This window comes from Sphingomonas folli (genome assembly GCF_019429525.1).
GTDB classification, from domain to species: Bacteria; Pseudomonadota; Alphaproteobacteria; order Sphingomonadales; family Sphingomonadaceae; genus Sphingomonas; species Sphingomonas folii.
Map to the genome: position 1 here is coordinate 135775 of NZ_JAHXZL010000014.1, position 25724 is coordinate 161498.

Sequence of the window (25724 nt, forward strand, 5' to 3'; positions counted from 1 at the left end):
TCATGCACGAGCTCGCCTTTCCGCTGCTGGTCGGCCTCATCCTGGTCGCGCTGGCGTTCGATTATCTGAACGGGCTGCACGACGCCGCCAACTCGATCGCCACGGTCGTCGCCACCCGGCTGCTGTCACCGGTGCAGGCGGTGATCTTCGCCGCCTTCTTCAACTTCGCGGCCTATTTCCTGACGCTGGCGGTGCCGAGCCTCCATGCCGTGGCCGAGACGATCGGCAAGGGGCTGATCGCGCAGGAGGTGGTGACGCCGGCGGTGATCTTCGGCGCGCTGGGCGGGGCGATGACGTGGAACGTCGTCACCTGGCTGAAGGGCATCCCCTCGTCGAGCAGCCACGCGCTGGTGGGCGGGCTGATCGGCGCGGGCGTGGCGCATGCCGGGCTGACCGGCGTGCAATGGGGCGGGCTCAACAAGACCCTGCTCGCGATCGTGCTGTCGCCGCTGATCGGCATGATGCTGGCGATGCTGGTGATGCTGCTGTCGAGCTGGGCGCTGCGGCGCAGCACCGCGCGCCAGGCGGAACGCTCGTTCCGCGCGCTGCACCTCCTCTCCTCGGCGGCCTATTCGCTCAGCCACGGGCTCAACGACGCGCAGAAGACGATGGGGATCATCACCGTCCTGCTCTACTCGACCGGCCATCTCACCGGGCCGTTCGCGGTGCCGCACTGGGTCGCGATCAGCTGCTACATCGCGATCGGGCTCGGCACGATGACGGGCGGGTGGCGGATCATCGAGACGATGGGGTCGCGCATCACGCGGCTGTCACAGCACCAGGGCTTCAGCGCGTCATTGGCGGGCTCAATCGTGCTGTTCGGCGCGTCGACCCTGGGGATACCGGTATCGACGACCCACACGATCACGGGCTCGATCATCGGCGCGGGCGTGGCGCGCCGGGCGTCAGCGGTGCGCTGGGGCGTGGCGAAGAACGTGGTGATCGCCTGGGTGATCACCATCCCCGCCTCCGCCGCGGTGGGCGCGCTGGTCTATGCGCTGACGCTCTTGTTCTGAGGCGAGAAGGGCCTTCGTCCGCTCACCCCGTCGTCAGCGTCTTGGCCACCGCGACGCGCCAGCCCGCCACCAGCCGCTCGCGGTCGGCCGCGGCCATCCGCGGCTCGAAACAGTCGCGCCGCGCCCAGGTGGCGCGGACCGCGTCGAGGTCGGCCCACACGCCCGTCGCCAGCCCCGCGAGGAAGGCGGCGCCCAGCGCGGTGGTCTCGAGGTGGACCGGCCGCTCCACCGCGACCTCGAGCAGGTCGGCGAGGAACTGGCACAGCCAGTCGTTCGCCGCCATGCCGCCGTCGACGCGGATCGTCGCGGGCGCGGCGCCGCCGTCGGCGATCATCGCCGCGGTGAGGTCCATCGTCTGATAGCCGACCGCCTCCAGCGCGGCGCGGGCGAGATGCGCCTGGGTGGCGCCGAGCGTCAGCCCGAAGATCGCGCCGCGCGCGTCCGGGTCCCAGTGCGGCGCGCCCAGGCCGACGAACGCCGGGACCATGTAGACGCCGTGGCTGTCGGGCACCTGCGTCGCCATGTCGTTGGTCTCGCGCGCGTGGGTGATCACGCCGATGCCGTCGCGCAGCCACTTCACCGCCGCGCCGGCGACGAAGATCGAGCCCTCCAGCGCGTAGGTCATCCGCCCGTCCAGCCGATAGGCCGGGGTGGTGAGCAGCCGATGCTCCGACTCGATCGCCTCCGCGCCGGTGTTGAGCAGCAGGAAGCAGCCGGTGCCGTAGGTCGACTTGGCCATGCCGGTGTCGAAACAGGCCTGGCCGATCAGCGCCGCCTGCTGGTCGCCCGCGATACCCGCGATCGGGATCGCGACGTCGAACAGTCCCTCGGCGGTGTGGCCGAAGATCCGGCTGTTGTCGTGCACCTCGGGCAGCAGCGCCATCGGCACATCGAAGAGCCGGCACAGCTCCTCGTCCCAGCGCTCCGCGCGGATGTCGTAGAGGAGCGTGCGGCCGGCGTTGGTGACGTCGGTGGCATGGACCTGGCCGCCGGTCAGTCGCCACAGCAGGAAGCTGTCGATCGTGCCGAAGGCCAGCTCGCCGCGCTCCGCCCGCGCGCGCGCGCCCTCGACATGGTCCAGGATCCAGGCGAGCTTGGTGGCGGAGAAATAGGGGTCGATCAGCAGCCCGGTCTTGGCGCGCACCGCGGGTTCATGCCCCGCCGCCTTGAGCTCGGCGCAGAGCTTGGCGGTGCGTCGGTCCTGCCAGACGATGGCACGGTGGATCGGCGCGCCGCTGGCGCGGTCCCAGACCACCACGGTCTCGCGCTGGTTGGTGATGCCGATCGCGGCGATGCCGTGGGCGCCGACGCCGCTCTGCGCGACCGCGTCGCGCGCGACCTGGAGCGTGTCGCGCCAGATGTCCTCGGGGTCGTGCTCGACCCAGCCGCCCTCGGGATAATGCTGCGCGAACTCGGTCTGCGCGGTGGCGACGGGACGCGCGTCGCGGTCGAACACGATCGCGCGAGTCGAGGTGGTGCCCTGGTCGATCGCCAGCACGTGGATCTTGGTATCGGCCATGGTTCCTCTCCTCAGCGGCGCCGCGGCAGGTACGGCTTGACCAGGAACTGATAGAGCCCCGCGCCGACGACGCCACCCACCAGCGGCCCCGCGATCGGCACCCACCAATAATGGTCCGGCCCCGGGAAGGCCGATCCGCCCCAGCCGAGCAGCCAGCAGAACAGCCGCGGGCCGAGGTCGCGCGCGGGGTTGATCGGCCAACCCTCGAGGAAGCCCGCCGAGGCGCCGATGCACGCCACCAGCAGGCCGATGATCAGAGCGCTGGCGTTGGCCATCGGGGCGGAGGTGTTGAACTCGTCGGTGATCGCGAAGATGCCGAGCAGCAGGATGGCGGTGAGCACCACCTCGTCCCAGAAGGCGTGGACCGCGGTGATGTGGAGCCCCGGCGCGGTGAAGAACACCCCGGCCGCGCCCCCCTGCGCGCGGGTGAGCGCGTGACTGGCGTTATAGGCGTCGATCACCGGGCCGAAGAGCTGGTAGACCAGCGCCGCGCCGATCATCGCGCCCGCCACCTGTGCCGCCACGTACGGCAGCACCTTGCGGCGCGGGAAGTCGCGGAACAGCGTCAGTGCGAGCGTCACCGCCGGGTTAGCGTGCGTGCCCGAGACCGCGCCGGTGACGTAGATCGCGATCGTCACCGCCAAACCCCAGGCGATGCACACGCCCCAGTAAGCGGTGGCATAGGGGCTGGGGTCATAGAGCGTGATCATCGCCGCGGCCGAGTCGCCCAGCGTGATGATGATCGCCACCGCGAGCATCTCCGAGATCAGCTCGCCGCGCAGCGTGCTTACGCCCGGCGCCGCCTCCTCCGCCATAACCCTCTCCCCGGGCCCTGTCGGCCCCTCGTGACGTTTGTCCGCCGGGTTCGAACGAACGTCAACATCTTCGTTTGAAGTCTCGGGGCGCTCGGCTCATATTCGCGCGATGGCGAGCGGGAACGAGAGGCGCGACGGGTTCGACACGGACCTGCTGGTGGTCGGCGGCGGGATCAACGGCACCGGGATCGCGCGGGACGCCGTCGGCCGCGGCCTGAGTGTGACCTTGGTCGAGCAGGACGACCTCGCCGCGCACACCTCCTCGGCCTCGACCAAGCTGATCCACGGCGGGCTTCGCTACCTCGAATATGGCGAGGTGCGGCTGGTGCGCGAGGCGCTGATCGAGCGCGAGCGGCTGTGGGCGATGGCGCCGCACATCATCTGGCCGCTGCGCTTCGTGCTGCCGCAGACGAACTCGCCGCGGCCGGCCTGGATGGTGCGCGCGGGGCTGTTCCTCTACGACCATCTCGGCGGGCGCGAGCGCCTGCCCGCGACCGAGACGATCCGGCTGGCGGAGGACCCGCGCGGTGAGGGCCTGCGCCAGCGCGGCCGCGCCTTCGTCTACTCGGACTGCTGGGTCGAGGACAGCCGCCTGGTGGTGCTCAACGCGCGCGACGCCGCCGATCGCGGCGCCACCGTGCTCACGCGCACCCGGCTCGTCGACGCCGAGCGCGCGGGCGGCGGCTGGCGCGCGACCGTCGCCGGCACGGACGGTGAGCGCATCGTCACCGCGCGCGCGCTGGTCAACGCCGCGGGGCCGTGGGTGGCCGACATCCTCTCACGCGTGCCGCACGCGCGCGACGACCGCGGGGTGCGGCTGGTCAAGGGCAGCCATATCGTCGTGCCGCGACTGTACGAGGGCGACCACGCCTTCATGCTGCAGAACCCCGACCGACGCATCGTCTTCGCCATCCCCTATGAGGGCGCGTTCACCCTGGTGGGGACCACGGACGAGCCGTGGGCGGGCGCGCCCGGCCGCGCCGCCATCGACCCGCACGAGACCGACTATCTGCTCGAGACGATCGCGCGCTACTTCGCCGCGCCGGTGGCACGCGGGCAGATCGTGTGGAGCTATGCCGGCATCCGCCCCTTGTACGACGACAAGGCGGCCGACGCCTCGGCGGTGACCCGCGACTATGTTCTCGACCTCGACTGCGGCCCCGCGGGTGCCAACGAGAACGCGCCGATGCTGAGCATCTTCGGCGGCAAGATCACGACCTATCGCAAGCTCGCCGAGCACGCCATGGGCGAGCTGGCGCGCTTCTTCCCTCGGGCGCACGGCGCCTGGACCGCGGGCGCGACGCTGCCCGGGGGCGACTTCCCCGCCGAAGGGTTCGAGACGCTCGTCGACTCGCTGACGCGCGACTATCCGGCGCTCGACCGCGCGCTGCTGCGCCGGCTGGCGCGCGCCTACGGGACGCGCGCGCGCGCGCTGCTGGGCGACGCGCGGGCCGCCGAGGACCTCGGCGAGGATTTCGGCGCCGGGCTGACCGCGCGCGAGCTCGACTATCTCGCCGCGACCGAGTGGGCGCGCACCGCCGAGGACGTGCTCTACCGTCGCAGCAAGCTGGGGCTCCACGTCCCGCCGGGCACCGCCGAGCGCGTCGACGCCTATCTCGCGCGCGCCGCGGCGCCGGCGTGAGCACGGACGCGCCCGACGGCGGCGACCCCGCCGCCGAGCGCCACCGCCGGATCCTCGCGCTGGCGCGCGGCGCGGGCCGCGTGGAGGTCGACGAGCTCGCCGCGCGCTTCGAGGTCACCCCGCAGACGATCCGGCGCGACCTCAACGTCCTCGCGCGGCGCGCGCTGCTGTCGCGGGTCCATGGCGGGGCGATCGTCACCTCGGGCGTCGACAATCTCGCTTATGCCAAGCGGCGCGGCGTCGCGACCGGCGCCAAGGCCGCGATCGGCGCTGCCGCGGCCGCGCTGATCCCCGACGGCGCCTCGCTCTTCATCAACATCGGCACCACCACCGAGGCGGTCGCGGGGCAGTTGGTCGCGCATCGCGATCTGCTGGTGATCTCGAACAACCTCAACGTGATCGACCTGCTCGACGGGCATGACGGGATCGAGCTGGTGGTGGTCGGCGGTCAGGTCAGGCGCGGCGACCGCGCGGTGGTGGGCGCGCTGGCGATGCGCTTCATCGAGAGCTTCAAGGTCGATGTCGCGCTGATCGGCGCCTCCGCGCTGGATCCCGACGGCAGCCTGCTCGACTTCGCCGCGGACGAGGTGCAGGTCACTCAGACGATCGCGCGCAACGCGCGCCAGGTGATCCTGGTGATCGACGCCTCCAAGATGGGCCGCGCCGCGCCGGTGCGCGTGGGGAAGCTCGACATGGTGGACTATCTGGTGACCGACCAGCCACTGCCGGAGGAGCTGCGACGCGCGTGCCGGGAGCACCGGGTGCAGGTGATCGAGGCGGGGTGAGCCGAGGCTGGCGATCGGAGCGGCGTCATCCTCCCGTTCCCGGGTGAGGTGGCGCCGGCCCGCTCACCGTCGCGCCGGCCCCTTCACATAGGGCACGAAGTCACCCAGCCGCAGGATCGGCCGCGGCACGCGCGAGAAACGGTCCACGACGCGGATCTGGTCGTTGCGGCACAACTGGCCGCCGAACCGCTCGGTGACCAGCACGTCGTCCCAGCGCATCGTGTCGAGCCGGCCGATCGGCACGTTGACCCAGATGCGTCGCCCGTTGCCGTACACGATCGCCTTGCCCGAGATGATCCGCTGCGAATCGTTGGTCGTCGGCGTGATGCAGCGCACCGCCGGCTCGGCGATGCGGCCCTTGAGCAACTCCGCCAGTTCGGCGTCGGGGGTCTTGCGCTTCGCCGTCGCCGGCGCCGCCGCGAGCAGCGCCACCATCGCGATCGCCACGCCTGCCTTCAGCATCGTCACACCTCACGCGTCATCGCGATCACCACCTCGTGGGAACGCCGCCCTATCAGGCTCGTTCCGCCCCCTAACTTCAGGGGTTTAGCCGAATGACCGAGACAGAGGCGGCGGCGCTCACGGCGCTGACCGACCCGTTGCCGACGCCGCAGCTCGGCGCGGCCGAGAGTGCCGCCGCGCTGGCCGAGCTGCTCGGAGAGCGCGACCTGTTCGTGGCCACCGTCGATGAGGCGCGCGGGCTGTCGCTCGCGCACGTTCTGGCCGCCGCCATGCCGGACGCCTGCGTGATCTTCTGCCCCGGCAGCGACGCACTGCCCGGCGAGAAGGCCGCCGCCTCTCCCGCCAACGTCGGCCAGCGCGTCTCGGCGCTGCGTCGGCTTCGGCTGCTCACCAAGGCAAAGGGCAAGCGACCGCGGGTGGCGTGCGTGACGACCGGCGAGGCGCTGGCGCGCGCCTACCCGACCCCCGCGGCGTTCGAGGCCGAGCCGCCGACGGTGAGGCGCGGCGCCGAGCTCGACCTTGCCGCGCTCTACGACGAGCTGATCGCGATCGGCTATGTCGCCGACGAGCGCGTCGACGAGCCCGGGGAGGTGGCGCTGCGCGGTCACGTGCTCGACGTCTTTCCCGCCGACGCGCCGCAGCCGCTGCGGATCGAGGTGGCTGACGGGACGATCGTCGGGCTGCGCAGCTACGACCCTGCGGACCAGCGCACGACCGAGGAGCTGGACGAGCGCGAGCTGGGGCGGGTAGCAGAGCCGGAAGTCGGCGCGATGCGCCTCCGGACCCAGGAGCACGGCGGCGAGGCGGGGAAACCTCCCTCCCCCGCGTCTACCACCCTGCTCGATCATCTCCCCGGCGCACTGGTCGTGATCGGGCCGGCGGCGGAGGAGCGGCGTCGCCGCTTCCTCGCGCTCGCCGCCGACACCGCGAGGCGCTCGCCGCACCGCACGCTCGCCGACGTGATCGACGAGGCAACGTGGGACGAGGCGCTCGCCGCGCGCGACCAGGCCAGCGTCGATCGCGCCGGCGACCCGCCGCCGCGCTTCGTCGAGGCGAAGGCACCGCTCCGCGCCTTCGCCAAGCTCGCCCGTGCCGCGCGCGACGAGGGTGATCGCGTCGCGCTGCTCGGCAGCGAGCGCGACCTGCGCTTCCTGCGCCGCCGCGTCGCCAAGGCGCTCAAGGACGAGATCGCGCCCGTGGACTCCTGGCACGGGGTCACCGAGGCGAAGGAAGGCGCGCTGGTCGCGCTCGCGCTGCCCGCCGACCGCGGGTTCCGCCGCGAGGGCGTGGTCGCGGTCGCCGCCGCCGACCTGCTCGGCAGCCGCGCCGAGCGCGAGAGCCTCGCCACCGCCCCCGCCGACCTCGCGCTGTTCGAGACCGGCGAGATCCGCGTCGGCGACGTCGTGGTCCACGAGGATCACGGCATCGGCGTGGTGCTCGGTCTCGAGCGCCTGCCCGGTGAGGAGGACGGCGACGCGATCAAGCTCGGCTATGCCGCCGACGGGGTGCGACTGGTTCCGATCGCCGAGGCCGACCGGATCTGGCGCTACGGCGCCGACGCCGACGCCGTGACACTCGACCGGCTCGACGGGTCGAGCTGGCAGAAGCGCCGCGGCGAGATCGACGCGACGATCGCCGAGAGCGCGCGCCAGCTCACCGCGGTGGCGCGCGAGCGCGAGGCGCGCGACGCACCGGTGCTCGAGGCCGACGCCGCCGCCTATGAGCGCTTCGCCGCCGGCTTCGCCTTCACCGAGACCGCCGACCAGGCGCGCGCGATCGAGGCGGTGCGCCACGATCTCGCCTCGGGCAAGCCGATGGATCGGCTGGTCATCGGCGACGTCGGCTACGGCAAGACCGAGGTGGCGCTGCGCGCCGCCGCGATCGCCGCGCTCGCGGGCAAGCAGGTCGCGGTCGCGGCGCCGACGACGGTGCTCGCGCGCCAGCATCTGGAGAGCTTCGCGCGTCGCTTCGAGCCGCTCGGGATCGCGGTCGCGGGCCTGTCGCGGCTCAGCGGGGCGGCGGAGAAGAAGCGCGTCAAGGCGGGGCTCGCCGACGGCTCGATCCGCGTGGTGATCGGCACCGGCGCGATCGCGGGCAAGGGCGTGACCTATGCGGAACTCGCGCTGGTGGTGATCGACGAGGAGCAACGCTTCGGCGCCGCGGACAAGGAGAAGCTGCGCGCGCTCTCCGCGGGCCACGTGCTGACGCTGAGCGCGACACCGATCCCACGCACCCTGCAGAGCGCGCTGGTCGGGCTGCAGCAGCTCTCGATCATCGCCACGCCGCCGGCGCGGCGCCAGCCGATCCGCACCGCGGTCGGCGATTTCGACGCCGAGACGCTGCGCGCGGCGCTGCTGCGCGAGCGAGCGCGCGGTGGGCAGAGCTTCGTCGTGGTGCCCCGGATCGAGGACATGGCCGGGATCGCCGACCGGCTCGAGCGGCTCGTCCCCGAGCTGTCGCTCGTGCAGGCGCATGGGAAGATGCCCGCCGCCGAGATCGACGAGGCGATGGTGCGCTTCGCCGGCGGGGACGGCGACGTGCTGCTCGCCACCAACATCATCGAGGCGGGGCTGGACGTGCCGCGCGCCAACACCATGGTGATCTGGCGCGCCGATCGCTTCGGCCTGTCGCAGCTCCACCAGCTGCGCGGGCGGGTCGGGCGCGGGACGCGACGCGGGCACGTGCTGCTCGTCACCGACCCCGAGCATGAGATCGCGCCGCGCACGTTGAAGCGACTGCGCACGCTGGAGGCGTTCGACCGGCTCGGCGCCGGCTTTGCGATCAGCGCGCGCGACCTCGACATGCGCGGCGCGGGCGACCTGCTCGGCGATACCCAGGCCGGGCACATGAAGCTCATCGGGATCGATCTCTATCAGCAATTGCTCGAGGGAGCGCTGCGCCGCGCCCGCGGCGAGGAGGTGGAGCGCTGGACGCCCGAGCTGCAGCTGGAGGTGGGCGGTCGGCTACCGGAGAGCTGGATCCGCGACGAGGAGATCCGCGTGACGATCTACGCGCGGCTGGCGCGGATCGACGAGGCCGAGACGCTCGACGCGCTGGAGGAGGAGTTGGAGGACCGGTTCGGCGCGCTGCCCGACGAGGCGCGGACGCTGCTGGCGGTGGCGCGGCTGCGAGTCGACGCGCGCGCGGCGGGGATCGCTGCGGTGGCCGCCGGCCCGGCGGCGATCGCGCTGACGCCGTGCCCGGGCGTGGAGGTGGACGCCGCCGCGCACGGGCTGGAAGCGAAGGAGCGACGGCTGCTGCTGCGCGAGCGGATCGACGACCCGCGCGCGCGGCTGGAGCGCGCGGGGGCATTGTTGCGGGCGCTGGCGGGGGAGTGAGGGGAGCCTGCGGTGCGCCAACTCGTCTCGCGAGTGGCCCAACGGCCTCCGCCTCCTTCCCCACCCCCGCCCCATACCGGTCATTCCCGCGGAGGCGGGAATCCAGACACGCTGTCCTTGAGGCTCGAGGCGCAACAACGGCGTGTCTGGATCCCCGCCTTCGCGGGGATGACGAAAGGGTGGCGGGATTGGCGCCGGTCTGACCGCCGCCTCCCCCCTCCCCTCAGAACCGCACGCGCCCGCCCGCCGAGAACACCAGCGCGCGCGCGTCGGTGAGCGTGCCGTTGACCAACACCGGCGTCTGCGCCGCCGTCCCGGCATAGGCGGCCGTCGTGCGGTCGATCGTGGTGTCGGCGAAGTCGACGTAATTGCCCGCGAGGTCGAGCGAGAAGCTCGGCGTCACGTCGAAGGAGGCGCCCAGCGCGTAGTTCCAGCGGTTCGAATCGGGCACGCGCGCGTCGCGCTCGCCGTCGCGCGTCGGGGTCAGCGCGCGCTGCACGCCGCCGCGCAGCGTCAGCCGCGGCGACACCGCATAGTCGACGCCGCCGGCGTAGCTCCACGTGTTGCGGTAATTCTCGGGGAGCGCGGCGTTCACCGGCGCGCCGAGCCGGATCGCGTCGAACTTCTCCCAGGTGTAGCGGATCGTCTGCGCGTTGAGCGTCAGCGCCGGGGTCACGCGGAAGCGACCGCCGACGATCACCTGCGCGGGCGTGGAGAAGCTGGCGTCGACGCCGTTGATCTCGCGGTTGTTCGCCGCGAGCGGGCCGAGCAGGCCGCTGACGGTCAGGTCGCCCTTGAGATTGTGCTTGATCGACGACTTGTAGCTGACGCCGACGGTCGCCCAGTCGTTGTGCATCTGGAAGCCCGCGCTCCAACCCACGTCCCAGCCGCCGCCGGCGAGCTTCTGGCTGCCGTCGGGCAGCGCCGCGGCGAGATTGGGCAAAGCGTTGGTGAGGCTCGCCTCGGCGTGCTCGACGTTGGCGGCGCCGCCCACCCGCAGCCAGTCGGTCACCGCGACCGCGACCGAAGGCTGGATGTCGAAGGTGCGCAGATAGGTGCGGTCGGCGCTGTAGCGCGCCCAGCTGTCGCCGCTGTAGTCGGTGGTGAAGCTGTAGGGCGAGGTCACCGCGAGGCCGACCGCGATCCGGTCCGTCAGCGGCACCGCGACCGCGCCCGAGGGCAGCACGCCGTTGTTGATCGGGTCCTCGGAGGTGGAGTCGCCGCCGACCGGCGCGAAGGTGCCTCCGGGTCGGCGGATCAGCGTGCTGCTGTCGGTCACCTTGCCCTTTGGCAGGATCACCGAGGCGCTGACGGTGGCCTCGGCGCGCTCCTGCCCGCCGATCGCCGCCGGGTTCCACCATAGCGACGCCGCACCGGTGTCCGCCGCCTCGCCCGAGAAGGCGCGGCCCGCGGCGCGCGCGGCCTGCTCCTGCAGGTAGAAGGCCTGGGCGCGCGCGGCGCCGGCGCTCGCCAGACCGCCCGCGACGACGGTGAGCGACAGAGCGATCTTCTGGGACGGAGACATGTGCGACCTCTCTTATGTGACGTTTCTGTGATCTGCCTGCGGCCCGCGCGACTGAACGCGGGATGAAGGCAAGTGTCTGCTCGGGCAGCCGGACTCCGGCGACGAGCCGCCGTGTTCCCGCCCATGCGGGAACCCAGAGCCAAGCGGGAGAACGTCTCGCCCGCCCGAGCTAATTCCGCAGCGGCTTGCCGGTCATCAGCATCGACTCCACCCGGGCGTGGGTGCGCTCGTCGCGCGCGCTGGCCAGGAACGCCGCGCGCTCGAGCGTCAGCAGCTGCTCCTCGGTGACGGTGTCGACCAGGTCGGCGTCGCCCCCGGTGAGCACCTCGGCGAGCCGGCCCGCCACCACCACGTCATAGTCGGTGGCCACGCCCTTGCGGTGGAAGTCGGCGACCGCGCCCGCGATGCCGACGCGCCCGCTCTCGCCCGGCAGGCGGTAGACCGGCGGCTCGGGTGGCCGATAGCCGTCGACCAGCGCCAACGCGCGCGCCTTGGCGTCGGCGAGCAGCCGGTCGCGGTTCATCGTCACGCCGTCGCTCGCGCGCAGGAAGCCCATCTCCTTGGCCTGCGCCGCGGACTTGGAGACCTGCGCGGTCGAGATCAGCTCGAACGCCCTCGTCACCGCGGGCATCGGTCCCCTCGGCATCGTCGGCAGCTTGGCGAGCCGGTCGAGCAGTTCCCCGTGCCCGCCCCAGCCCGGCACCAGCCCGACGCCGCACTCGACCAGCCCGACATAGCTCTCGGCATGCGCCTGCACCGCGTCCGAGTGGAGCAGCACCTCGCAGCCGCCCCCCAGCGCCAGCCCGGAGGGCGCGCTCACCACCGGGAAGGGCGCGTATTTCAGCGCCTTGAACGCGCGCTGCCCGGCGGCCACCAGCTTCTCCACCTCGCCCCAGGCACCCGCCTTCACCGCGAACAGGGCGAGGCCGAGATTGGCGCCGGCCGAGAAGTTGCTGCCCTCGTTGTAGATCACCAGCGCCTTGAAGCGCCCCGGCACCAGCGCCACCGCCTGCTCGATCAGTGCGGCGACCTCGCCGTCGAGCGCGTTCATCTTGGCGGTGAACTCGAGGCACAGCACGCCGTCGCCGACGTCCCACAGGGCGGCCGAGGCGCTGGTCGCGACCGGCGCCGAGCGGCGCTTGACGTCCTCGAGCAGCAGCACGCCCTCGCCGCGCACCACGTCGTGGTACGCGCCGTCGGTGCCGAGATACTGCCGCACCCCGTCCTCGACGCGGTAGAACGGCCGCTCGCCCGCGGTGTCGAGGATGGCGGGCACGGCGCGGCCCTCGGCGCGCAGCCGCTCCGCCAGCTCGCCCGGCCCGAGCCGATCGATCAGCTCGAACGGGCCGAACTTCCAATTGTAGCCGAGCTTCATCGCGTCATCGATCGCGACGACGTCGTCGGCCGCCTCGCCGACCAGCATCGCCGCGTAGCTCAGCACGCTGCCGAGGATCGTCCAGGCATAGTCGCCGACCTTGCCCGGCACCGCGACGAGCGCGGCGAGGTCCTTCTCCGCCGCGGGCGGCAGTGCCGCGGGCTTCTGCTCGGCGCGGTACTCGCCCGAGGCGAGATCGATCGCCAGCTTGGCGCGGCTGCCGTCGGGCCGCTTGTCGAGCCGGTAGAAGCCGCCCTTGCCCTTGCGACCGGTATACCCCTCCGCGATCATGCGATCGACCAGCGGCAGCTCGCGCACCGTCGCGAAATACGCGTCGCCCGCAGGCAAGGTGGCCGACAGGCTCTTCGACAGCAGCGGCATCAGGTCGATCCCGACCAGGTCGATCAAGCCGAAGATGCCGGTCTTGGGCACGCCCATCGGGCGCCCGCCGATCCGGTCCGCCTCCTCCACCGTCAGCCCCTGGTCGAGCGCGGCGTTCACCGCGACCGCGAGCCAATAGGTGCCGATGCGGTTGGCGATGAAGCCCGGCGTGTCCTTGGCGCGGACGATGCGCTTGCCCATGAAGCGGTCGACGAACGCCTCGACCTTCTCCGCCACCGCCGCGTCGGTGTGCTCGCCGCGGACGATCTCGACCAGCCGCATGTAGCGCGGCGGGTTGAAGAAATGGGTGATGAGGAAGTCGCGCTGGAACTGCTCGGAGCGTCCCTCGACGAGATGGCCGAGCGGGATCGTCGAGGTGTTCGACGACATCGCGGTGCCCGGGCGCTTGAGCTGCTCGAGCCGCGCGTAGAGCGCCTGCTTGATGTCGAGCCGCTCGACGATCGCCTCGACGATCCAGTCGCATTCGGCGACGCGGTCGAGATGGTCGTCGATGTTGCCGGTCTCGACCAGCCGCGCCGCGGCCGCGGACATGAACGCCGCGGGCTCGGTCTTGAGCATCTTCGCCACCGCGCCCTTGGCGACCGCGTCGCGGTCGGTCGCGTCCCTCGGCACGATGTCGAGCAGCAGCACGGGCACGCCCGCGTTGGCGACCTGCGCGGCGATGCCCGCGCCCATCACGCCCGCGCCGATCACGCAGACCTTCTTCACAGCCTCGCTCATGTCACGCGCGCTCCAGCACCGTGGCGATGCCCTGCCCGCCGCCGATACATTGCGTCGCCAGCGCGTAGCGGCCGCCCTCGCGCTCGAGCAGCGCCGCCGCCTTGCCGACGATGCGCGCGCCCGTCGCGCCGAGCGGGTGGCCGATCGCGATCGCGCCGCCGTCGAGGTTGATCGTCTCTTCTTTGAGCCCCATGTCGCGGATGCAGGCGATCGCCTGGCTGGCGAAAGCCTCGTTGATCTCGACCACGTCGAGGTCGCCCGCGGCGATGCCGGCGCGCTCCAGCGCCTTCTTCGAGGCGCCGATCGGCCCCAGCCCCATCGTCTCGGGCGCGCAGCCCGCGACACCGACCGACACGATCCGCGCCAGCACCTTGAGCCCGTGCTTGGTGGCGAACTCCTCCGAGGTGACCAGCACCGCGCTGGCGCCGTCGGTGAGCGGCGAGGAGGTCCCCGCGGTCACCGAGCCGTCGGCGCTGAAGGCGGGCTTGAGCCCGGCGAGCACCTCGGCGGTGGTCTCGGGGCGGATGATGCCGTCCTGCGTTACCTCGCCCTTCTTCGTGCGGATCGGCACGATCTCCTCGGCGAGCCGGCCCTCGGCGCGCGCCGCGGCGGCCTTGCGCTGGCTCTTCACCGCGAACGCCTCCTGCTCGGCGCGGGTGATCTGATATTGCTGCGCGACGTTCTCGGCGGTCTGGCCCATCCCCATGTACGCGCCCGGGCTCTTGGCGGCGAGCTCGGGGCTGGGCAGCGGATTGTAGCCGCCCATCGGGATGCGGCTCATCGACTCGAGCCCGGCGCAGATGAACGCCTCGCCCGCGCCGATCTGGATCTGCCCCATGGCGATGTGGATCGCGCTCATCGACGAGCCGCAGAAGCGGTTCACCGTCATCCCGCCGACCGTCAACGGCAGGTCGGCGAGCAGCCCGACCAGCCGCGCGACGTTGAGCCCCTGCTCGCCCTCGGGGAAGGCGCAGCCCAGGATGATGTCCTCGATCGCGGCGGGGTCAACCTCGGTCTTCGCCAGCAGCCCGCGGATCACCTGCGCGGCGAGATCGTCCGGACGGACCCGCGCCAGCTCGCCCTTGCCCGCGAGCTGGAAGGGCGACCGGGCATAGCCGGCGATCACGACGTTGCTCATCTCATTCCTCTCGAGTCCGACTTCGTTGGATGCCGCTTACGTCAACGTCAATCATGGCTCAAGCGCGGATCGTGACGCAGGGGAGCGATGATAGAAGAACTGCTGCGATGCCAAGCGCATCTGGACTCGCGCCACCGATCAGATAGCCTAGCCTGCGGACACCGATCCTGGGAGACGATCATGTTCGCCATCGCCGACTCGGGCCCCTTCGCCGTGCTCGCGATCCGTGATTCGGCCCGCCCGGTGCCGACCTGGAAGACGATGTTCGGCTGGCCCGCCGACGACCCGCGCGCGCTGCCGCTGGCGGTGCGCTCGCGTGCCGAGCGCAAGATCTGGGCGGCCAAGGTCGACCAGGCGGTGTGCGCGACGCAGCGGCCGGTGCTGCTGATCGCCGACGGGCTCGGCTGTGCCGCCAGCGCCTGGTGGGGGCGGCTCTCCCCCGCCGACTATGTCTCTCGAGTCGCGGGTGCGCTGCTGTTCGCGCCGCGCGGCGAGGAGACGGGGGCAGACGGCGATCCCGGCCTGTTCGCCTCGCCGGGCACGCCGCTGCCCTTCCCCTCGGTGGTGATCCAGCCGCAGCACGACGAGGCCGCCATCCGCGCGACGCTCGACGCCTGGGGCAGCACGCTCGTCGCGGGACGGCGAGCGCGCAGCGTCGCGGACGAGCGCGGCGCGTGGCAGCAGGCCCAGCGATTGTTCCTCCGCGTGACGCACCAGGTCGCCGCGCATGAGGTGGCGCGCGCCGAGGCGCTGATCGGGCGGCGGCAAGGGTAGAAGGCGCCAGGACCCCGGTAGGAGTGGGCGCTCTGCCCGCGCCCCTGCACAGGCAGGAGCACGGATCCTCTCACCGCCGCACGTCGAGCTCGCCGCCCAGGAACGCGTCGAGGTCGGCCTGGCGGAACAGTCCGGCGTCGCCCGGCAGCGAGTGTTTGAGCGCCGCGAGCGCCAGCCCGCTGCGCGCCGCCGCCTCCACTCCCTCGCCCCGCCGCAGCGCGTGGAGCACGCCCGCGGCGAAGGCGTCGCCGCCGCCGATCCGGTCGACGATGCCGGCAAGCACCACTTCCTCGCTCTCCACCGCGCCCTCGCGCGTGTCGATCCGCGCCGATAGGCGGTTGAGGTCGACGTGCTCGACGTGGCGCGCGGTCGAGGCGATCGTCCGGAGCGACGGGAAGGCCGCGAACGCCGCCTCGGCAGCACGGCGCGGATCGCCGGCGAGGTCGTCGCGGCCGAGCAGCAGCGCCACGTCACGATGGTTGCCGAACATCAGGTCGGCGTGGCGGACGATCTCGCCGAGGATCGCGCGCGGCTCGCCGTCCCAACGCGCCCACAGCTTGCCGCGCCAGTTGCCGTCGAACGACACCGCGATCCCGCGCATCGCCGCGGCCTCGGCAGCCGCCACCGCGCTTCGCGCCGGCACCGGGCCGAGCGCCGGAGTGATGCCCGAGAGGTGCAGCCGGTCGACGCCGGCGAGCAGCGAGTCCCAGTCCCACGCCTCCGCCGGCGCCTCGGCGAAGGCCGAGTAAGCGCGGTCGTACACCACCTCGGTCGCGCGCAGGCCCGCGCCGGTCGTGGCGAAATAGAGGCCGATCCGCTCCCCACCGAGCGTGACTCGCGACACGTCGACGCCGTGCGCGCGCAAGGTGCGCAGCGCGGCGCGGCCCAGGTCGTTGTCGGGCACGCGGCTGGCGAACGCGACGTCGTGGCCGAGACAGGCGAGCTGGGTGACGACGTTCGCCTCGGCGCCCGCGACCCACACGTCCAGCCGCGGCGACTGGAGCAGCAGCTCGCGGCCGGGCGGCGACAGCCGCAGCATCACCTCGCCGAACGCCAGCAGCCTGCCCATGGCTCTCCTCTCCCCCGTGTCGCCGCCGTGTGTCGCGGCTGGGGGCGGCGGCGTCAACCGCGCGCGGCGCCGGGCTCCGCGACGAAACGAGCGATCACGTCCTTGGCGAGCCGTGCCGGGCGCTGCGTGGCGGCGTCGAGGCAACACCACACGCTACTCACCTCGGCGACGATCTCCTCGCCGCGCTTGAACAGGGTGCTGAAGAAGGTGCGCGCGCCCTGCGCCTTCTCCGCGATCACCTCGGCGACGATCCCGTCCTCGAGAAAGGTCGGGCGGCGGTAGGTGATCTCATGCTTGAGCGCGACCCAGAGGTGCTGTGCCACCGCCTCGGGCGGCGCGACGCGCTCCCAATAGTCCATCACCGCGGCCTGAACCCACTTGAGATAGACCGCGTTGTTGACGTGGCCCATGAAGTCGATGTCCTCGTCCGCGACATGGACGGGATATTCGTGCGCGTGCGCGGTCATGAGTCGGTCTTCCGGTGGCGAGCGGCCAGCCTAAGTGATCCCGCCGCGCCGCACAATGCGCTCGCCGACCCGCGCCGTGCGGGTATGGCTCAATGCTCGCGCGGAGGCGGGAGCCCAGGACATCGAGCGACCCGCTCACGACCCTGCGCGCCGGCCCACGGGGAGCACGGCCGCCTCGCTCACAGCCCCTCTCCGCCCACCCACTGCGCGTTGGCGAGGCGGCGCGCGAGCGTCCAGTTCTGCTGGCGGATGTCGGGTACTGCGACCACCTCCCACAGCTCGCCGCGGGTCATCGGCCCGATGCAATAGAGTCGGTCGTCGATCGTGCCGTCGGCCGAGAGGACCCGCGACTGGCGGTCGACGTCGAGTCCGATGCGCAGGCCGTCGGGGCGGATCATGCCCGCCGCGAGCAGCTGGCGGATCAGCGGCTCGCGCGATCGCAGCAGGTCGCCCTGCGGTCCGGTGCAGTTGACGATCCGCGCCGCGCGCGTCGTCGTCACGGCATCGCCGCCCCGCGCGCGCCAGCGCAGCAGCGCGCGGCCGCCGTCCGCCTCGGCGCCGGCGAGCTTACCCGCGGCGAAGCGCAGAAGCCCCGCCGCGACGAGCGCGTCGATCCGCCCGGCGACCGCGGGCGCGAGGCGGTGGCGGTGGACGTCCCAGTAAGGCCGGAGGTGGCGCAGGAAGCGCGCGCGCGTCGCCACGTCGGCGCTGCCCCACATCATCTGGGTCACCGGGCGCAGCTCGTCGACCGCGGCGCGCCATCCGATCCCCTCGGCGCGGTCGCGCACCGCGCGCACCAACGCCGAGAGCGTCGCCCCGGGTCGCTCGCTGAGCCCGGGGCGCGGCGCCCCGTCGGCGTGAGGACGCGGCACCAACCCGCGCCGCGACAGCGCGAGGATGCGACCGCGGAACCCCGCCGAGTCGAGCAGCAGCGCGGCGTCGACCGCGGTCAGCCCGGTGCCGACCAACACCACCTCGTCGTCGTCGCCCAGCCCCTCGGCGATGTCCCCCGCCCAGGGGTCGGCGCGGTAGCAGCCCGCCGGCAGCGCCGCCGGGTCGAGCCCCGGCGGCGTGTGCGGCGGCAGGTTGCCGAGTGCGAGCACCGCGACATCGGCCGCGATCCGCGCGCCATCGGCCAGCGTCAGCGCGAAGCCGTCGGCGTCGCGGTCGAGCGCGCTGACCTCGCCCGTCACCAGGGTCAGCCGTTCGGGGTTGGCGGCGGCCGCTTCCTCCAGCATGGCGCGCAGGTATCGGCCGTAGGTCTTGCGCGGCACGAAGGTGGTGCGGTCGCCCAGGCCCGCGCGCTCCATCCAGCGCACGAAATGGTCGGGGTCGTCCGGCAGCGCGCTCATGTTGCCGGCGCGGACGTTGAGCAGATGCTCGTCGTGCGCCGCACTATAGGCGACGCCGCGCGCCACCTGCGCGGGACGGCGCTCGATCAGCGTCGCGCGCGGGCCGTCGTGGCGCACGAGGTTGATCGCGAGCAACGTCCCCGAGAAGCCGCCGCCGACGATCGCGACATGGTCGCCGGGCTGGACCAGGCTCACAGCCCCCCCTCCCGCGTCGCGGCGGCCCGATGGTCGCGCGCGCCGGTCTCGGCGGCGACGTCGGTCGAAGTGACCGAGCCGCGCGCACCCGCCGCCGGCGCGATGTCGCGAAGGTGCTCCAATCTCATCACGCCCTTGCCGATCATCCCGTCACCGATCTCGGCTACCATCGCGTCCGCCCCTATGCCACGCCGCCGCACCGACGACCCCGCGCCTATCGGGCCGGGCGCGCCTGTTCGGCAAGAGCGGCCTGACCGTCCGCGAGCTGACACGACGAAGGTGGCGCCTCGTCGACGGCGACGCCGCGTCGATCGGGGCGGCGTCGCGGCCGGGCTCATGCTCTCCGACGCCGCGGGCATCTGACGGCCGCGGCGGACTGCACGGCGGGGATCGACATCGGCCCGATCGATCATCATGACACCGCCCGATCAAAGCTGTTGCGCCCGCCGCATGGTAGCGCTAACTCTTGCCGAGACACGGGCGAAGATCCGTCGCGAACCGAGAGGAGACCTGCCGAATGCGCCGCCCCCTACCCTTCGCCCGCCGGCTGCTGCTCGCCGCACTCGCGCCGCTGCCGCTGATCGCCTGCTCGTCGCGTGAGAGCACCGCCGCGGGCAACAACGCCACCGCCGAGACCGCCGGCTGGGACCAGGAGCGTGCGCCGGATGGGCGACACTATCTGTCGCAGCCGCTGGTGCGCGAGATCTACACCGCCGATCCCTCGGCGCACGTCTGGGGTGACGGCAAGCTGTACGTCTATCCCAGTCACGACATCCCGACCGAGACCAAGGACGATGATCTCGGCAACCAATATGCGATGCGCGACTATCGGGTGCTGCGGCTCGATGCGCCCGGCGGCAAGGTCACGGTCGGCCCGGTCGCGCTCGACGTGAAGGACGTACCCTGGGCGTCGCAGCAGATGTGGGCCCCCGACGCCGCCTTCAAGGACGGCACCTATTACCTCTATTTCCCCGCGCGCGACCGCACCAAGGATCGCAACGGCCTGGGCGCGTTCCGCATCGGCGTCGCCACCTCGACCAACCCGATGGGGCCGTTCAAGGCCGAGCCCGAGGCGATCAAGGGCAGCTACTCGATGGACCCGGCGGTGTTCACCGACACCGACGGCACCGCGTACATGTATTTCGGCGGCATCTGGGGCGGCCAGCTCCAGCGCTGGAAGGACGGCAAATACGACCCCAACGGCAGCGACACCGACCTCAAGCAGGACGACCGGCCCGCGCTCACCGGCAAGGTCGCCAAGCTCAACGCCGACATGAAGAGCTTCGCCGAGACTCCGCGCGACGCGGTGATCCTCGACGAGAAGGGCAAGCCCGTGCTGGGCGGCGACCACGACCGGCGCTTCTTCGAGGCGTCCTGGGTCTTCAAGCGCGGCGGGCAATATTATTACACCTACTCGACCGGCGACACGCACTTCCTCAACTACGCGATCGGCAAGACGCCCTACGGCCCGTTCACGTACAAGGGCCACATCCTCGAGCCGGTGCAGGGTTGGACCACGCACCACTCGATCGTCGAGTGGAAGGGCAAGTGGTGGCTGTTCTACGCCGACACCCAGCTGTCGGGGAAGAACCACCTGCGCAACGTCAAGATGACCGAGCTCAAGTTCAATCCCGACGGCACGATCCCGACGATCGACCCGTTCGTGAAGTGAGGCGCGGCGGCGCGCGTGAGTCGGTGCTCCCCCTCGGCGCACCACCAGCACCACCCCGGCGGAGGCCGGGGTCCAGTTGGGAGACGTCGCCGCATCCCACGCCCGACCCGCACCTGGACCCCGGCGTTCGCCGGGGTGGCAGGTGGAACGGGCAAGCGTAATCCTCTTCACCGATCCGACCTGGCAGAAAGCGAAACATGTTCCTCGGCATCGACATCGGCACCTCGGGCGTGAAGGCGGTCGTCATCGACCCCGCGGGCGCGATCGTCGCGCAGGGCACCGCCGCGCTCACCGTGCAGCGCCCGCACCCGCTCTGGTCCGAGCAGGACCCCGAGGCCTGGTGGCAGGCGACCGAGGCGGCGGTCCGCGCGCTGCCCGCCGAGGTGCGCCGCTCGGTGCGTGGCATCGGGCTCGCCGGCCAGATGCACGGCGCGACCTTGCTCGGCGCGGACGACCGCCCGCTGCGCCCCGCCATCCTGTGGAACGACGGCCGCTCCTTCGCCGAGTGCGCCGAGCTGGAGGCCAAGGCGCCCGCGCTGCACGAGGTCGCCGCCAACCTCGCCATGCCCGGCTTCACCGCGCCCAAGCTCCTCTGGGTCGCGCACCACGAGCCCGAGGTGTTCGCCGCCATCCGCACCGTACTGCTGCCGAAGGACCATGTCCGGCTGCGCATGACCGGCGAGAAGGCGAGCGACGTGTCCGACGCCGCCGGCACGCTGTGGCTCGACGTGGCGAGGCGCGACTGGAGCGACGACCTGCTCGCCGCGACCGGGCTCAGCCGCGAGCAGATGCCGCGCGCAGTCGAGGGCAGCGACGTCGCGGGCACGCTGCGCGCCGAGATCGCCGAGCGCTGGGGCATGGATCAGGTGCCGGTGGCGGGCGGCGGCGGCGACAATGCCGCGGGCGCGGCGGGCGTCGGCGTGGTCAAGGACGGCGACGCGCTGCTGTCGCTCGGCACCTCCGGCGTGATCTTCGTCGCCACCGCCGAGCTGCGCGCCAACCCGGCGGCCGCGGTCCACGCCTTCTGTCACTGCCTGCCCGACCTGTGGCACCAGATGGCGGTGCATCTCTCCGCCGCGGTCTGCGTCGATTGGGCGGCGCGGCTGATCGGCGCCGCGGGGGCGGCCGAGCTGTTCGCGCGCGCCGAATCGGCCGGCGTCGGCAGCGGCCCCGAGCTGTTCCTCCCCTATCTCTCGGGCGAGCGCACACCGCACAATGACGCGCAGGTGCGCGGCGGCTTCCTGCGGCTCGACCATGACACCACGCCCGAGCGGCTGGCACAGGCGGTGCTCGAGGGCGTCGCCTTCGCGCTGGCCGACGGCGTGCGCGTGCTGCGCGAGTCGGGCACCGCGGTCGAGCGGCTGTCGGTGATCGGCGGCGGGGCGCGCTCGCGCTACTGGGGCGAGACGCTCGCCGCCGCGCTCGAGGTCGAGCTCGCCTATCTCAAGGGCGGCGAGGTCGGCCCGGCGATGGGCGCGGCGCGGCTGGCGCAGCTCGCGGTCGATGGCGGCACGCCCGCCGAGATCTGCGTCGCGCCGCCGGTCAGCCACGTCGTCGCACCCGACCCGGCGCTGGTCGACCGGCTCGCTCCCAAGCGCGCCGCCTTCCGCGACGCTTATCCCCGCATCAGACCCTGAACTCTCATATCCCCCCAGAGGAGCTATCGATGGCCACCGACTTCTTCGCCGACATCCCCCAGATCAAGTATGAGGGGCCGGACAGCGACAACGAGCTCGCCTATCGTTTCTACGACAAGGACCGGGTCGTGCTGGGCAAGCGGATGGAGGACCATCTCCGCTTCGCCGCCTGCTTCTGGCACACCTTCTGCTGGCCCGGCTCGGACGTGTTCGGCGGCGGCACCTTCGGCCGCCCGTGGCACGCCGGTGCCAACGACAGCGCCGCCGCGGCGCAGAAGCGCGAGGTGGCGTTCGACTTCTTCGGCAAGCTCGACGTGCCGTATTATTGCTTCCATGACGTCGACGTGATGGCGGACGCGCACGGGGTCGCCGAGCATCGCCGCTTCTTCGCGGAGGCGGTCGACCATCTCGAGCAGCTCCAGGCCGCGTCGGGCCGCAAGCTGCTGTGGGGCACCGCCAACCTGTTCAGCCACCCGCGCTTTGCCGCGGGCGGCGCGAGCAACCCCGACCCCGAGGTCTTCGCCTTCGGCGCGGTGCAGGTGCGCGACGCGCTCGAGGCGACGCATCGGCTCGGCGGCCAGAACTACGTGCTGTGGGGCGGGCGCGAGGGCTATGAGTCGCTCCACAACACCGACCTCAAGCGCGAGCTCGACAATCTCGGGCGCTTCCTCAGCCTCGTCGTCGAGCACAAGCACAAGATCGGCTTCCAGGGCACGATCCTGATCGAGCCGAAGCCGCACGAGCCGACCAAGCACCAATATGACTTCGATACCGCCACGGTGTACGGCTTCCTCAAGCGCTACGGGCTCGAGAACGAGGTCAAGGTCAACATCGAGGCGAACCACGCCACGCTGGCCGGCCACACCTTCGAGCATGAGATCGCCACCGCCGCGGCGCTCGGCATCTTCGGCTCGATCGACGCCAACCGCGGCGACCCGCAGAACGGCTGGGACACCGACCAATTCCCCAACTCGGTCGAGGAACTGACGCTGGCGATGCTCGAGATCCTGCGCGCCGGCGGCTTCACCACCGGCGGGTTCAACTTCGATGCCAAGGTGCGGCGTCAGTCGATCGACGCGGCCGACCTGTTCTACGGCCATGTCGGCGGCATCGACACCGTGGCGCGGGGGCTGCTCAACGCGGCCAAGCTGATCGAGGACGGCCGGCTCGACACGATCAAGCGCGACCGCTACGCCGGCTGGGACGGCGCCTTCGGCCAGCAGGTGGCGTCGCTCGACCTCGCCGGGATCGCCGACCTCGCCGAGCGCGAGAACGTCGACCCGCGCCCGCGCTCGGGCCAGCAGGAGCGGATCGAGAACCTGCTCAACCGCTTCATCTGAGGGGTTGAAGCGGAGGCGCTGCCTCGCTCCTCCACCATCGTGGTGGGATGACTCCGCTGCCCCAGCAAGCTGTTCCCCGGCGGAGGCCGGGGAATAGCTGGGAAGGCCGTGGTGGGACTAAAAAGCGCCCCGCCCAGGCCCCGGCTTTCGCCGGGGGACAAGGTCTGCGGGGAGGGCAGCGGACCCACCAGGGTTGCGCCCCTTCCCCGCCCCGCCTAAATATGTCCGACTAATTCCCCAGAGCCGAGGATATCCATGATCGACGGAGCGATGCTGATCGGTGCCGAGCTGCGCCAGGCCGAGGCGCGGTTCACCGCGGTCGACCCGGCCGCGGGCAGCCCCCTCACCCCGACCTTCTCCTCGGCCGGCCCCGACGCGGTCGCCGAGGCGTGCGAGCTCGCCGCCGCCGCCTTCCCGTCCTATGCCGCGACGGCGCCGGAGGACCGCGCCGCCTTCCTCGAGGCCATCGCCGAGGAGATCGTCGCGCTCGGCGATCAGCTGATCGAGCGCGCGCAGCAGGAGAGCGGGCTGCCGCGCGCGCGTCTCGAGGGCGAGCGCGGCCGCACCGTCGGCCAGCTCAAGCTGTTCGCGCAGGTGGTGCGCCAGGGCGACTGGCTCGACGCCACGATCGACCCCGCGCTGCCCGACCGCCAGCCGCTGCCGCGCCCCGACCTGCGCCGCATGAACGTCCCTGTCGGCCCGGTCGCGGTGTTCGGCGCCTCCAACTTCCCGCTCGCTTTCTCGGTCGCGGGCGGCGACACCGCCTCGGCGCTCGCCGCGGGCTGCCCGGTGGTGGTCAAGGGCCACCCGGCGCATCCCGGCACGGGCGAGCTGGTCGCGCGCGCGATCCGCGCGGCGGTCGACAAGGCCGGGCTGCCCGCGGGCGTCTTCTCCTATCTGCCCGGCGAGACCAACCGGCTGGGCGAGGCGCTGGTCGCCGACCGCCGCATCAGAGCGGTGGGCTTCACCGGGTCGCGCGGCGGCGGGCTGGCGCTGGTGAAGATCGCGGCGGACCGCGCCGAGCCGATCCCGGTCTACGCCGAGATGTCGAGCATCAACCCGGTCGTGATCATGCCGCACGCGCTCGAAGCGCGGGGTGAGGCGCTGGCGCCGGCCTATGTCCAGTCGCTGACCATGGGCGCGGGCCAGTTCTGCACCAACCCCGGTCTCGTGCTCGCGATCGCCGGCGAGGCGCTCGACGCGTTCGTGGCCGCGGCAGGCCGCGCGCTGACCGAGAGCGCGCCCGCGACGATGCTGTCGCCGGGGATCCACGCCAGCTTCGAGCAGGGTGTCGAGGCGCTGGCACGCCACAATGCGGTGACGACGGTGGCCCGCGGCAAGGTGGGCGAAGGGGTCAACCAGGCGGTCGGCGCGCTGTTCCGCGCCGACGCGGCGAGCTTCCTCGCCGACCGCGCGCTGGGGCATGAGGTGTTCGGCTCGTCCTCGATCGTGGTGGCGTGCCGCGACATGGACGAGGTGCGCCAGGTGATCGCCGGCCTCGAGGGCCAGCTCACCGCGACGCTCCACCTCGACGCCGCGGACGAGGCCGAGGCCAGGACGCTGATCCCGGTGCTCGCCGACCGCGTCGGCCGCATCCTGGTCAACGGCTGGCCGACCGGGGTCGAGGTGAGCCACGCGATGGTGCACGGCGGCCCCTTCCCGGCGACGAGCGACGGCCGCTCCACGTCGGTGGGCAGCGCGGCGATCTACCGCTTCCTGCGCCCGGTGAGCCTGCAGAACCTGCCCGCGTCGCTGCTGCCCGAGGCGCTCGCGGACGCCAACCCCTGGGGTGTGGCGCGCCGGTTGGACGGCAAGCGCGAGGCGTCGCCGCGGTAAGCCGTGGATCGAGCTGAGACGTGGGAGGGCCGCCCTGCGCGGCCGCCCTTCTCGTGGGTGGCGGGTGCGGAGGAGAGAAGCACCCGCGTTCTAGGCGCTCTCACCTCGCGAGTGACCAGCACGCCGCGGGCCCGAGACGACCCTCTCCGCGCCTTCGCGAGATCATCCCACGCGAAGACGCGAGGGCGCGAAGCTGTTGCTCCTGCGGCGGCGGTGCCGCGTCTCCATGCTTCGCGTCTTCGCGGCTTCGCGTGAGCCATCATGTTCACGCGGAGGCGCGAAGGCGAAGAGGGCGCGCTCGCCCCGCGCGCTGTCGCGTGAGACGGCCCGGCGCCCTCACCTCCTGCCGTCATCCTGGGCTCGTCTCAGGATCCACCGTGCCGCGGGACCAGCGGCCGCGGCGGCTGCGGCACGGCGGATCCTGAGGCAAGCGCAGGATGACGCCAGTGGAGGATGGTGCCAGCCGGCACGCACGGCGCTGGCGGCCGAGCGCCGCCAGCCCCCGCCACGCCGCCCCCTCAGTGGTTGTCGCGCGGCAGGCCCATGGTCTGGGCGATGCGCTGGTATTTCTCCGCGCCCTCCAGGATCGCGCCGGTGTTCATCTGCCCCACCACCGCGCGCTGCAGCTCCTGCCACGGCGTCTGC

At 72.3% G+C, this 25724-nt stretch carries 19 protein-coding genes; 9 read left to right on the forward strand and 10 right to left on the reverse strand.

What is annotated here, in order from left to right; all coding sequences use genetic code 11:
* Positions 1-2 precede the first annotated feature (2 nt).
* On the forward strand, positions 3-1016 hold the full coding sequence (locus KZ813_RS18980; protein ID WP_219756556.1) for an inorganic phosphate transporter: 1014 nt from the start codon (positions 3-5) through the stop codon (positions 1014-1016).
* Between the two features lie 22 nt (positions 1017-1038).
* Here the strand turns inward: KZ813_RS18980 and glpK are convergent, their stop codons facing one another.
* On the reverse strand, positions 1039-2535 hold the full coding sequence (gene glpK / locus KZ813_RS18985) for a glycerol kinase GlpK (protein WP_219756557.1): 1497 nt from the start codon (positions 2533-2535) through the stop codon (positions 1039-1041).
* Positions 2536-2546: 11 nt separating this feature from the next.
* Positions 2547-3350, reverse strand: a complete 804-nt coding sequence (locus tag KZ813_RS18990) for an MIP/aquaporin family protein (protein WP_219756558.1) — start codon at positions 3348-3350, stop codon at positions 2547-2549.
* 109 nt (positions 3351-3459) lie between these two features.
* Between KZ813_RS18990 and KZ813_RS18995 the strand changes: the two genes are divergently transcribed.
* Both KZ813_RS18995 and KZ813_RS19000 read left to right on the forward strand, forming a co-directional pair.
* Positions 3460-4992: a glycerol-3-phosphate dehydrogenase gene (locus tag KZ813_RS18995; protein WP_219756559.1), complete on the forward strand. Its 1533-nt coding sequence runs from the start codon at positions 3460-3462 to the stop codon at positions 4990-4992.
* Positions 4989-5777, forward strand: coding sequence for a DeoR/GlpR family DNA-binding transcription regulator (locus tag KZ813_RS19000; protein WP_219756560.1), 789 nt, complete (start codon positions 4989-4991; stop codon positions 5775-5777). Before KZ813_RS18995 ends, KZ813_RS19000 begins: the two co-directional genes overlap by 4 nt.
* Positions 5778-5840: 63 nt before the next feature.
* Here KZ813_RS19000 and KZ813_RS19005 read toward each other — a convergent pair whose 3' ends face one another.
* Positions 5841-6239: a hypothetical protein gene (locus KZ813_RS19005; RefSeq protein WP_219756561.1), complete on the reverse strand. Its 399-nt coding sequence runs from the start codon at positions 6237-6239 to the stop codon at positions 5841-5843.
* 92 nt (positions 6240-6331) lie between these two features.
* Here KZ813_RS19005 and KZ813_RS19010 point away from each other — a divergent pair, with 92 nt between their 5' ends.
* Complete coding sequence (locus KZ813_RS19010) at positions 6332-9577, forward strand: helicase-related protein (protein WP_219756562.1); 3246 nt, start codon at positions 6332-6334, stop codon at positions 9575-9577.
* Between the two features lie 223 nt (positions 9578-9800).
* On the opposite strand, the gene KZ813_RS19015 is transcribed toward KZ813_RS19010, so the two are convergent.
* From KZ813_RS19015 to KZ813_RS19025, 3 genes are all read right to left on the reverse strand, one after another.
* Positions 9801-11102: an OmpP1/FadL family transporter gene (locus KZ813_RS19015; RefSeq protein ID WP_219756563.1), complete on the reverse strand. Its 1302-nt coding sequence runs from the start codon at positions 11100-11102 to the stop codon at positions 9801-9803.
* Positions 11103-11271: 169 nt separating this feature from the next.
* The gene (locus KZ813_RS19020) at positions 11272-13599 is read right to left on the reverse strand and encodes a 3-hydroxyacyl-CoA dehydrogenase/enoyl-CoA hydratase family protein (protein ID WP_219756564.1); all 2328 of its coding nucleotides are present in this window, start codon (positions 13597-13599) and stop codon (positions 11272-11274) included.
* Between the two features lies 1 nt (position 13600).
* The gene (locus KZ813_RS19025) at positions 13601-14737 is read right to left on the reverse strand and encodes a thiolase family protein (RefSeq protein ID WP_219756565.1); all 1137 of its coding nucleotides are present in this window, start codon (positions 14735-14737) and stop codon (positions 13601-13603) included.
* A gap of 180 nt (positions 14738-14917) precedes the next feature.
* On the opposite strand from KZ813_RS19025, the gene KZ813_RS19030 reads away from it, so the two are divergent.
* Entirely contained in the window at positions 14918-15511 is a 594-nt protein-coding gene (locus tag KZ813_RS19030; protein WP_219756566.1) for an alpha/beta hydrolase, read from the forward strand.
* 70 nt (positions 15512-15581) lie between these two features.
* On the opposite strand, the gene KZ813_RS19035 is transcribed toward KZ813_RS19030, so the two are convergent.
* The 4 genes from KZ813_RS19035 to KZ813_RS19050 all read right to left on the reverse strand — a co-directional run bounded on the left by KZ813_RS19035 (position 15582) and on the right by KZ813_RS19050 (position 18764).
* Positions 15582-16580: a sugar kinase gene (locus tag KZ813_RS19035; RefSeq protein WP_219756567.1), complete on the reverse strand. Its 999-nt coding sequence runs from the start codon at positions 16578-16580 to the stop codon at positions 15582-15584.
* Between the two features lie 53 nt (positions 16581-16633).
* Positions 16634-17047 carry an acyl-CoA thioesterase gene (locus KZ813_RS19040; protein WP_219756568.1) on the reverse strand — a complete coding sequence of 138 codons (414 nt, stop codon included), beginning with the start codon at positions 17045-17047 and terminating at the stop codon, positions 16634-16636.
* Between the two features lie 179 nt (positions 17048-17226).
* Positions 17227-18594 carry an FAD/NAD(P)-binding protein gene (locus tag KZ813_RS19045; RefSeq protein WP_308461937.1) on the reverse strand — a complete coding sequence of 456 codons (1368 nt, stop codon included), beginning with the start codon at positions 18592-18594 and terminating at the stop codon, positions 17227-17229.
* Positions 18591-18764, reverse strand: a complete 174-nt coding sequence (locus KZ813_RS19050; protein ID WP_219756569.1) for a hypothetical protein — start codon at positions 18762-18764, stop codon at positions 18591-18593. The genes KZ813_RS19045 and KZ813_RS19050 overlap by 4 nt, the downstream gene beginning before the upstream one ends.
* 347 nt (positions 18765-19111) lie before the next feature.
* On the opposite strand from KZ813_RS19050, the gene KZ813_RS19055 reads away from it, so the two are divergent.
* The 4 genes from KZ813_RS19055 (at position 19112) to KZ813_RS19070 (ending at position 25079) form a co-directional block, all read left to right on the forward strand.
* The gene (locus KZ813_RS19055) at positions 19112-20266 is read left to right on the forward strand and encodes a glycoside hydrolase family 43 protein (protein WP_219756570.1); all 1155 of its coding nucleotides are present in this window, start codon (positions 19112-19114) and stop codon (positions 20264-20266) included.
* 197 nt (positions 20267-20463) lie between these two features.
* Entirely contained in the window at positions 20464-21903 is a 1440-nt protein-coding gene (gene xylB / locus KZ813_RS19060) for a xylulokinase (protein ID WP_219756571.1), read from the forward strand.
* Between the two features lie 29 nt (positions 21904-21932).
* A complete protein-coding gene (gene xylA, locus KZ813_RS19065) occupies positions 21933-23243 on the forward strand; it encodes a xylose isomerase (RefSeq protein ID WP_219756572.1) in 1311 nt (436 codons plus the stop codon).
* A 255-nt stretch (positions 23244-23498) separates the two neighbouring features.
* Positions 23499-25079: an aldehyde dehydrogenase (NADP(+)) gene (locus KZ813_RS19070; RefSeq protein WP_219756573.1), complete on the forward strand. Its 1581-nt coding sequence runs from the start codon at positions 23499-23501 to the stop codon at positions 25077-25079.
* Positions 25080-25724 lie beyond the last annotated feature (645 nt).